We start from the raw sequence: 10,263 nt of genomic DNA, 5'->3' as shown, positions 1-10,263 counted from the left end.
TACTCATGATAAATTTGAATATGCATAGAGCTTCTCCTATCATCATCATAATTCCTGTATTTAACGACTGGGAATGTTTGAATATTCTAATTGCAAAAATAGACCAAGTATTGCATGAGGAAAATATTGACGTTGATATTTATATATTAAACGATTGTTCCACAATTGCTTATCATGAAATTTTCGACTTATGTGAAACCAAAGCTATTAATCAAATTTACATGTTAGATTTAAAAAGAAATCTTGGTCATCAAAGAGCAATTTCTATAGGATTAGCATTTCTTGAAGCAAACGTAAAGTGCAAAGCAATTGTTGTCATGGATAGTGATGGAGAAGATGACCCAAGAGATATTCCCAAACTTATTTATAAATGTATGGAAGAAAAATATGAAAAAATAGTATTTGCTAGACGTACTCAGCGATCAGAATCTGTATTATTCAGATTATTTTATCAAATGTATAAATATGCATTCAAATTACTTACAGGTCAGTACATCGATATGGGTAATTTTAGCATTGTTCCTTTTATAAGTTTACAAAGAATTGTGATAGTATCAGAGATATGGAATCATTATGCTGCTGGCATTTTAAAAGCGCGTATTCCGTTTACAAGTATTCCATGTAAACGTAGTTGTCGTATTGCAGGAAAATCTAAGATGAATTTTGTATCTCTAGTAATGCATGGTCTTAGTGCAATTTCTATATACGGCGACATTATCGGAACTAAAGCATTAATTGCAGCCGTAATGTTGATGTTGTTGAGTATTTTAATCATTGCTATAGTTTACATAGTTAGAATCGCCGTTCCAGATTGGGCACCGTACATTGCAGGTATTTCTTTTATTATTTTTTTACAGCTTGCGACTATATCTTTTTCTTTTATATTTTTGATTTTAAATGGGAAAAACAACTTTGTATTTTTGCCAACACGTGACTTTCATTATTTCGTTTTAGGTGTTAAAAAACTTAATTCTATAGACTACATAAAAAATCAACATTTAACTTAGTATTTAAGCTTGTTACCAATATGACTAACTATACTTACATCGGTTCTGAACTAGAGTTATTCCGTCATGCTCGTAATTGGAAAGCCTACTGGAGCGATTTAATAAAACCTTTCTTAGGCAATGAGGTGCTAGAGGTAGGTGCAGGTACTGGTTCAAACACCGAAATACTTTGCCAGGGAAGTTATAAGCGCTGGCTATGTCTAGAACCTGATTCAGTATTAGCAAGTAATCTTAAATTATCTATCCATAATAATTTAATACCTCAATGTTGTGATGTCAAGATAGGTGATTTATCGGATTTAAACTTTGAAGAGCAATTCGATTCAATTATCTATATCGACGTAATTGAACATATTGAAGATGACAAGTTAGAAGCTACATTCGCAGTTAATCATTTGAAAGTTAATGGATTTTTAGTAATTTTATCCCCAGCCCATCAGTGGCTGTTTACTAATTTTGATAAAGCTATTGGTCATTATCGCCGCTATGATAATCAAACATTAAGTTCAATCATTCCTAATAACTTAAAGTGCATTAAATTAAGATATATTGATAGTATTGGACTAGCTGCTTCTTTAGGTAATAAATTTATTTTAAAAAGTAAAATGCCAACTAAAAAGCAAATACTACTTTGGGATAGAGTGATGGTACCCCTGTCTCAAAAAGTCGATCCACTCATTAATTATTCTATTGGTAAGTCTATATTAGGAATTTGGCAAAAAACATATTAGTATTCATTTTAATTATGTATACAACATTCAAAAACATTACTAAAAAATACAAGTATCTAATTTTACTTGTATTGTTTTTATCTTTTGCTTTTAGTATTTTAGTCATCAAAGATTTTTCAAATCCACTTGCAGGTGCAGGAGATGCAGAATATTGGGAATACACAGGATTTTATTTTTCAAAAAATCTCCATTTTACACCTTTTCCACATTTGGATATAGTAAATAATCAAGCTTTTTATCCGTATGGAGTTAACTCAGTATTCCAACCCTGGTCTTTTGAAAGAGATATTTTATACGCGATGTTTTATAAATTATTTGGTGTTGGTCCCTGGTTACAAATATATTATATTTTAACTATTGTTATTACATTTTTCGGAAGTTTTGTACTACTGGTAAAATATTATGGTTCTGCTAAGGCAACTGGTGTTGGATTACTAGTTTCTTTCTGTAACTTTTATGCAATATATAAATACCCAGGTCATTTCGCTTATTCAGTAATTCATTGGACTACACTTAGCATTATAACTGATTTTATTATAGTTAGAAAATTTATTTTAACAGAAAAACTATCCAGCACAATTATTATACTGAGAGCAAACTTATTGATATTGTCTTTAGGTCAAGAGTTAGGGTATATAGCAGGTTTTTCACTTACTTCATTTATAATTTCCGTAGTTTATGTTATTCTAATAGCACTACGTAGATATTTTACATCACCTTTAAAAGCTATCATTAAATTTAATAATACATTTGTAATTATTAAAAATGACTTGCTTTTACACAAAAAAATATCTTTTATTTTGCTAGGATTTTGTTTTGTTTTATCATGTATATACCTGCCTCTAATTTTTCAAATTACTAGAGGAGCTAAAGGTTTTGATTTCACTGGAGTAAATTCAGGAGCATGGTGGGCAAATCCTTTACGGTTATTTATCCCTTATCTTCCAACATTAAATCCAGAAATATTAGATTCAAATAAAATTTGGAAAGATACATCTGAGCAATTTTTTGATGGAAGTCCGGGCTTATTTATAGTAATTATTGGATTTTTAGGATTGTGGCAGGCACGCAAAAAAATTATCATATTCATACCCCTAATTGTTCTATTTTTGCTTTGCTTATTTTATCATCCATCTAACTTACCAACCCTAAAAATATTTCCTTGGTTTGCTTTTAATCGACTTGCTACTCGCTCTACAGTAATTTATCCAATCATACTTGGTATTTTTGCGCTATATTTTAACTTGAATTGGCTACGAAATTCCAGTAAGCAGTTAGTTGCTGGAATATTAGTAATTTTAGCATGTACTGAAGTTTTTACAGTTTATTCGTTTAAGGCTAATTATCAGCCGCATTTATTAAATGAAAATTTCTTTAGGTACATGAATTATGTAAAACAACAGCCAGGAGAAGCAGTTCTCGACTGGCCATTCTGTATTATAGGAGGAAATGGAGTTGGTGCTGGCGCAGGTTTATGTCCTTATTACTCGAAAAATGGTTCTATTTTTGCTCTAAGAAGATTCCATGAAAAAAAAGTTATGGGTCAGTACTTTGGTCGTTTACATCCTTCTCAACTTAACTCTTATTTAGAAGCTGGCTGGCAAAAGTTATTAATTCCTAACTCCCCAGATATTATGAAAGCAACCCAATTAGCTAGATGTTTTCGTTCTCATGAATGGTCTTTTTTCACAGATTTTTATAAGTATAATGACTTTGCTGGTATTAACCTTTATACTGATTTATTACCTGAAAGTTGTGTCCAAGAATTTTATAAACGCTTTGGTCAGCCTGTATTTGAAACAACAATACTTGCAGCAGGCAAAGTCAAATTTATTCCTAAATATTCTGAACTGAGAAGTCAAGTAAATTTAGAATTAGGAGCTAGTATCAAGTTTGAGCCTATACTTGATTTTGCAGAAGGGAACCTTCTTACATCGCCTTCAAGAAATAGCTTTATATCAATAAATGGACTTAGTTCTATTGAAGAAACTGCAACCGAGAAATGGCGCTGGGCTTTAGGAGCAAATACCGATATTGTTTTTAAAATGCCTGAATCTGAATTATTAAAGTTATCTTTCACATTTAGTAACCCAATTCAAGCTCAAAATGTAGTTGTTGAATTAAACGGGGAAACCAAAACAGCTTTTAAAAATTTGAAAAAAGATGTTATTATAGACAACGCAATAAAGCTACAAGCACTTAAAGGTATTAATCACATAGTTTTTAAGTATAAATACTGGAATGGAAATCAAAAAACATTTGCTCCTGGTGATAATAGAGCTATGTCTGTTAACTTTAGAAAACTAGTAATAGAACCAATTAATAATTAGTAGATTTTTAATTATTTGTGTTTTGCATAAACTCATTACTCTATTCAAGCCATTAGCATGACTAAAAAAGCACTAATTACAGGACTCACAGGACAAGACGGTTCCTATCTTGCCGAACTCCTTCTCGAAAAAGGCTACCAGGTATTTGGCTTGGTTCGTCGTTCTAGCACTAGTAACCTAGAACGCATTAGCCACCTGTTTGATAAAATCAAAATAGTATCTGGCGATTTACTTGACCAATGTTCCTTAATGGATGTCATCACCGAAACCCAGCCTTCGGAAATTTACAATCTTGCTTCCCAAAGTTACGTTCCTCTTTCTTGGACACAACCAGCTTTAACTGCTGAGTATACCGCAATTGGTGTCTCCCGCTTACTCGAATCAATTCGTCGCTGTAGACCCGATGCAAAATTTTACCAAGCATCTAGTAGCGAAGTGTTTGGACAACCTGATGAGTCACCTCAAAGCGAACGCACTGCTTTTCGTCCCCGTAACCCTTATGGTGTTGCTAAAGCTTACGCGCATTGGATGACTGTTAACTATAGACAGCAGTATAATCTTTATGCTTGTTGCGGTATAACCTACACTCACGAATCTCCTCGACGCGGTACAGAGTTTGTATTTAGGAAAATTACCCGCACTGCAGCAATGATAAAACTCGGTTTGGCAAAGGAACTAAAACTTGGTAATTTGGATGCTAGACGTGATTGGTGTTATGCCAAAGATGCTGTTCATGCTATGTGGATGATGCTACAGCAAGAACAACCAGATGATTTTATTATTGCTAGCGGCGAAACTCACTCAGTTAGAGATTTAGTTGAGTGTGCTTTTAATTATGTGGATTTAAATTGGCAGGATTATGTTGTTGTAGACCCAGCTTTTTATCGTCCTGATGAACCAGTGCAGCTAGTTGGCTGTATATATAAGATAAAAGCTGAACTCAGTTGGAAACCTCAATACTCTTTTAAGCAGTTGGTCGAGTTGATGGTTGACCATGATTTACAAGAGTTGCGTGGTAAAGAATCACACGTTGAAGGCGCCTTGGTTTCTACTTAAAAGTTATTGTATATTTTGGGACGGGCAAGGATGCCCATCCCACAAGATTGTTAGTTACAGCTAATTTTTGGGAACTCTGTAGCTGTAACCCCCAATATTTAGTAGAACATACAGGCTATGCGCGCGTTCAAAAAACGAATCTGGCAATTACGTGGTATTTTGCTTACTGCTCCTGCTGTCGCAGGTCTATTGATTGGTTTGCGATATGCGGGGTTATTACAGCCATTTGAGTTAGCTGCACTCGATGAGTTTTTTCGCAGGCGCCCATCCGAACCAGTAGATGAGCGTGTAGTAATAGTCGAGGTAAACGAGGAAGATGTGCGAAAGCATGGTTTACCGATATCCGATACCAAACTAGCAAGAATGATTACCAATATCAAACAGCAGCAACCGCGCGCAATAGGTCTAGATATTTACCGAGATTTGCCTGTAGAACCCGGTCATCAAGAATTAATTAACGTATATAAAACAACACCCAATCTTATTGGTATTCAAAAAGTTATTGGCAGTTCTTATGGAGTCGCTATTAACCCTCCACCTGTACTATACGAATTAGGACAAGTAAGTTCTAATGATTTTGTTCCAGACCCTGATGGCAAAATCCGCCGCAGTTTATTGTCTATTAAAACCAAAAGCGATGAAACGGTTGTAGGGTTAGGCGCCCAATTAGCACTATTATATCTCGAAGCAGAAAACATCACCCTAGAAATGGTCGATGCTGCTGACAACAAATTAAAGTTAGGCAAAGCAACATTTACACCCTTTAAAGCAAACGATGGTGGTTATGTTCATGCTGATTTAGGGGGTTATCAAATTCTGTCAAATTTTCGGAACTTAAAGCGTGGGTTCCGCACGATTTCGGCAAGCGAGGTTTTAGAAGGAAAAATACCTCCAAATTTTGCCCGCAACCGCATTGTTTTAATTGGTGTCACAGCAGAAAGTGCAGGTGACTACTTCTTTACTCCCTATAGTAATGGGTTATTCGGTTCAGTAGTTAGACGTAATAGCGGCGTATTTATTCATGCTGATGTTACCAGCCAACTTATTAGTGCCGCTCTTGATGGGCGCCCGCAAATCAAGTTTTGGGCTGATACAAAAGAATGGTTATGGATAATTTTTTGGTCAATAACTGGTTCAACTGTAATTTGGGTACGTCGGTATAAAAATAGAAGTATTAATTTTGCATTAACTAATATATTAATACTAACAATAGGTGCCGCTATTATTGGCAGCAGCTACATAGCATTTTTATTAGGGTGGTGGTTGCCTGTGGTTCCTGGGTTTTTAGGATTAATTGGTTCTGCTATGGTGACAACTGGATATATCGCACGTTCTACAGCTTCCATGCGACACACCTTTGGACGCTATCTCAGTGATGAAGTTGTCACTGCCCTTTTAGAGGCGCCATCCGGGTTAAAGTTAGGGGGTGAAATGGTACAAGCAACGCTATTAATATCCGACTTACGGGGATTTTCTGCTCTCTCCGAACGTGTCTCCCCTCAAAAAATCGTTGAAATCATTAACCTTTACCTTGGTACAATGACCGATGTAATTAATCAATACAAAGGCACTATCAATGATTTTATGGGGGATGGTATCTTTGTAATATTCGGCGCCCCTGTAGAACTCGAAGAGCATCAAGAAAAAGCAGTTGCTTGTGCTATTGCAATGCAGTTAGCAATGGAACCCATTAATAAACAACTAGCCGAAATGAATTTACCAGCTTTGGGTATGGGAATTGGAATTCACACAGGAGAAGTAGTAGCAGGTAATATTGGTTCCAAACAGCGAGCTAAATATACAGTAATGGGTTCAAATGTCAACTTAGCTTCACGAATTGAAACATATACAGTGGGTGGACAAATATTAATCTCCGAAGATACTCTCAAAGCAATTAAATCTCCCCTACAAATCAATGAAGAAATGCAAGTGCAGCCAAAAGGTATTAAATACCCTATCACCATTTATGAAATTGGCGCTATTAGTGGCAAATTTAATCTCACATTAAATAAACTCGCAGAAGAATTTATTTCTCTTACTCAAGAAATACCCTGTAAATACCGGATAGTCGAAGAGAAACATCTATCTGAAAAAATCTACTATGGTAGTATAACTAAATTATCGGCTTTAAACGGCGCCGAACTAAGAACAAAAAGGCCTTTATCAACTTTAATCAATATTCAAATATATTTATATATTGAAGATGAACAGTTGGCAAAACAAGATATTTACGCCAAGGTTATCAAACATTTAGACTCATATCAAACAACTTCACACATTCGCTTTACTGCGTTACCATCAGAAATCGCCCAATATTTTACTAAACAAGTTCAATAATATCACAGTACAGGGTTTGTAGCTTAGTCGGCGCCATTTCGGCTTATAGAGTAGCTTTTTTAGTTATAGAGGCATTTTTCTATGTCAATGGTATTTTTATATACTTTACAAGCTAATTAAGCTTTGGTAACTTTGGTTTGGTTAAGAAAATTATTACTAACCACAGGTATCGTAATACCAGTCTAAATAAAATTTGGATTTATATATATGGTTGGTAATGTTAATAGTTTAAAGCAAAAACAAATTAAGCGTTACTGGGAACTACTTAGTGTTTTAGTACAAAGAAATCTTAAGACTCGTTATCGTGGTTCTCTACTTGGAGTTTACTGGTCGCTGTTGAATCCTTTAATTATGACTGGATTATACACAGCTATTTTCGGCGCCACCTTTGCATCTTATTATAATAACTCGATTATTAATTATGTTTTAGCTGCTTTTACAGGGTTGGTAGTCATCAACTTTTTTTCTGCTTCTACTTCCCAAGCACTAGGTAGTGTAGTTGGCAATGGAAGTTTATTAAATAAAATACAATTACCAGTCAGTATTTTTCCGGTTTCTATGATTGCGGCAAATATATTTCAGTTTGTAGTTGCCGTGTTTCCTTTGCTAGCTTTAATGACTTTAATTAATTCTAAAAGCATAATTAACATTTTTGCACTTATTTTTCCATTTATTGGGCTAATTTTAGTTTGTACAGGAGTTGGTTTTGTAGTTAGTGCGCTGTATGTATTTTTTCGAGATTTATCATATTTTTATGAATTAGTCGTATTTGTATTATGGATAAGTAGTCCTGTATTTTATCCAGCGGCAATTGTATCACCACATATTAAACCTTTTTTAAACTTAAATCCTCTTTCTCCAATCATTGAAAGTCTACGTCAAATCACTTTATCAGGTGCTTTACCAGATTTTCATTTAATCGCTCATTCGTTAATTAGTAGCATAATTATGCTAACTATAGGTTGGTTTTGCTTTAAATTATGGCGACATCAGTTTATGGATTTACTCTAAATGGAAGCAATACGTTTAAATCAAGTATCTTTGTGGAGAAGAACACAAGAAGAATTTTCTTACGACTTCAAAAAAACAATTTTATCAATTTTAGAGGGTAAATATCGTAAGGCAGCAAAGAGGTTAGTACTAGATAATCTTGACTTAGTAATTAATACTGGTGATAAAATTGGGATTATTGGAGCAAATGGCGCCGGAAAATCTACACTATTAAAAGTTATTTGTGGAATTTTGGCGCCGACACATGGCAGTCTTAAAACACGTGGTATAATAGCACCTTTAATTGAATTGGGAGCCGGATTTGACGGAGAACTTTCAGTTTTTGATAATATTATTCTTTATGGTATTATGTTAGGCTTTTCTAAAGCAGAAATGCGTGGTAGAGCGCAATCAATTTTAGATTTTGCCGAGTTACAAGATTATGCTCTTGTTCCAGTAAAAGGATTATCTTCTGGAATGGTGGCTAGGCTTGGATTTGCAATTGCAACAGATGTACAACCTGATATATTAATATTAGATGAAGTATTATCAGTAGGAGACGAAAGTTTTAAAAACAAATGCCAAAAACGCATGAGTAAATTTTGGAACGAAAATACAACCGTCCTAGTAGTATCTCACGATTTAGAGTTTGTAAAAAAGTCTTGCAAGCAAGCTATATGGTTAGATAAAGGAAAAATTAAATTTATTGGTAAAGCCGAGCAAGCTGTAGATTATTATTTAAATAAATCATCAAATATTCATCATTAGTTTAGAAAATTATGCTCAAAATTTGTATCAGCCTTACGCAAAAGTAATATAGTGGTTCATGCTATAAGCTTTGGTTAGCAACGGATACAACGGATGTAACGGATAATTTTTTCTTTACAAACAAAGTTTAGTTATTTAAAATCACCTATCCGTTACATCCGTTCATCATCCGTTGCTAACAAGTTCAATGATGTTATTACAAAATGTAGGGTGGGCACTGCCACCTTACTTTTAATTATAAATCGGCGCCTCAGCAATTGCATCTAAACCGACAGATTGCAGCATGTCTCTCCACGCAGTAATAGCTTCAGCGTTACCAGGTTGATTACGTTTAATAACAGCAAGACTCGAAATTGCATCTAACCAAATTCCAGCTTTTCCGTATAGCACCACCTGTTCAAAAGCTTTTGCTCTATTCAACTGACCCTTGAATGCACTACTAACTTCAAATCGACGTACAGCACCTTCGACAAATCGAGATTCACTACTATTTGATTGACAAATGGCGCCAACTACCCATTTATAATCTTGACCAACTTCTAAACCACGATGGTTTTCTGGCAAATTAAAACTTACAAAACCAGGAGTGGCGCCTAATTTAACTGTAGTTTGATAAACTTCGTTGGCTTGAGCATCTTCTAACTTAAACTCTAATTCTTTGGCATTCGTTTTTGGTACGTATACCATGAACGTTGGATGTGACGAAGTTGTTAACCCTAACTTTGACTGTGGTAACAAGGGAACCATTGATTTGACACCCGCATTTTGACGTGCTATAGTTCGCGACGCTTGGGGGCACAAATCGCTATCAACCCGACCGTTGCGAGTTCCACCACCAAATGTTACCTTTGGCGCCGGTTGTCCTTTCGGTGGTTCAAATGTTACCTTCGAGCGCTTCGCTGTTTGTGCTTGCGCTTGCATTGGGTTGACAAGCACGACATAGCTACATTGGAGCAATAAAATTGGTAAAAGTGATACTAAGAGTTTACTGATTTTTGCGTATATTTTCATACTTATTGTTCGTATGTATTTAAAAGTTTTTCA

The 10,263-nt window shown here is 34.9% G+C and carries 8 protein-coding genes; 7 read left to right on the top strand and 1 reads right to left on the bottom strand.

Features of this window, described 5'->3' with window-relative positions:
* Nucleotides 1-20: 20 nt before the first annotated feature.
* From DSM106972_RS09485 to DSM106972_RS09455, 7 genes are all read left to right on the top strand, one after another.
* Nucleotides 21-1,007: a glycosyltransferase gene (locus DSM106972_RS09485; RefSeq protein ID WP_158632797.1), complete on the top strand. Its 987-nt coding sequence runs from the start codon at nt 21-23 to the stop codon at nt 1,005-1,007.
* Nucleotides 1,008-1,027: 20 nt separating this feature from the next.
* Nucleotides 1,028-1,738, top strand: a complete 711-nt coding sequence (locus DSM106972_RS09480; protein WP_127080478.1) for a class I SAM-dependent methyltransferase — start codon at nt 1,028-1,030, stop codon at nt 1,736-1,738.
* Complete coding sequence (locus DSM106972_RS09475; protein WP_233787712.1) at nt 1,720-4,068, top strand: hypothetical protein; 2,349 nt, start codon at nt 1,720-1,722, stop codon at nt 4,066-4,068. Before DSM106972_RS09480 ends, DSM106972_RS09475 begins: the two co-directional genes overlap by 19 nt.
* 57 nt (nt 4,069-4,125) lie before the next feature.
* The gene (locus tag DSM106972_RS09470) at nt 4,126-5,124 is read left to right on the top strand and encodes a GDP-mannose 4,6-dehydratase (protein WP_127080477.1); all 999 of its coding nucleotides are present in this window, start codon (nt 4,126-4,128) and stop codon (nt 5,122-5,124) included.
* Nucleotides 5,125-5,241: 117 nt separating this feature from the next.
* Nucleotides 5,242-7,461 (top strand): CHASE2 domain-containing protein, encoded by a 2,220-nt coding sequence (locus tag DSM106972_RS09465; RefSeq protein ID WP_127080476.1) that lies wholly within the window; start codon nt 5,242-5,244, stop codon nt 7,459-7,461.
* Nucleotides 7,462-7,668: 207 nt separating this feature from the next.
* The gene (locus tag DSM106972_RS09460; RefSeq protein WP_127080475.1) at nt 7,669-8,472 is read left to right on the top strand and encodes an ABC transporter permease; all 804 of its coding nucleotides are present in this window, start codon (nt 7,669-7,671) and stop codon (nt 8,470-8,472) included.
* A complete protein-coding gene (locus DSM106972_RS09455) occupies nt 8,473-9,219 on the top strand; it encodes an ABC transporter ATP-binding protein (RefSeq protein ID WP_127080474.1) in 747 nt (248 codons plus the stop codon).
* Between the two features lie 231 nt (nt 9,220-9,450).
* Here DSM106972_RS09455 and DSM106972_RS09450 read toward each other — a convergent pair whose 3' ends face one another.
* Complete coding sequence (locus tag DSM106972_RS09450; protein WP_127080473.1) at nt 9,451-10,230, bottom strand: DUF928 domain-containing protein; 780 nt, start codon at nt 10,228-10,230, stop codon at nt 9,451-9,453.
* Between the last annotated feature and the right edge of the window lie 33 nt (nt 10,231-10,263).

Origin of the sequence: Dulcicalothrix desertica PCC 7102 (genome assembly GCF_003991905.1) — a bacterium.
GTDB classification, from domain to species: domain Bacteria; phylum Cyanobacteriota; class Cyanobacteriia; order Cyanobacteriales; family Nostocaceae; genus Dulcicalothrix; species Dulcicalothrix desertica.
Note: the sequence above shows the minus strand (reverse complement) of the source record. Positions and strands in the feature narration are given on the sequence as shown.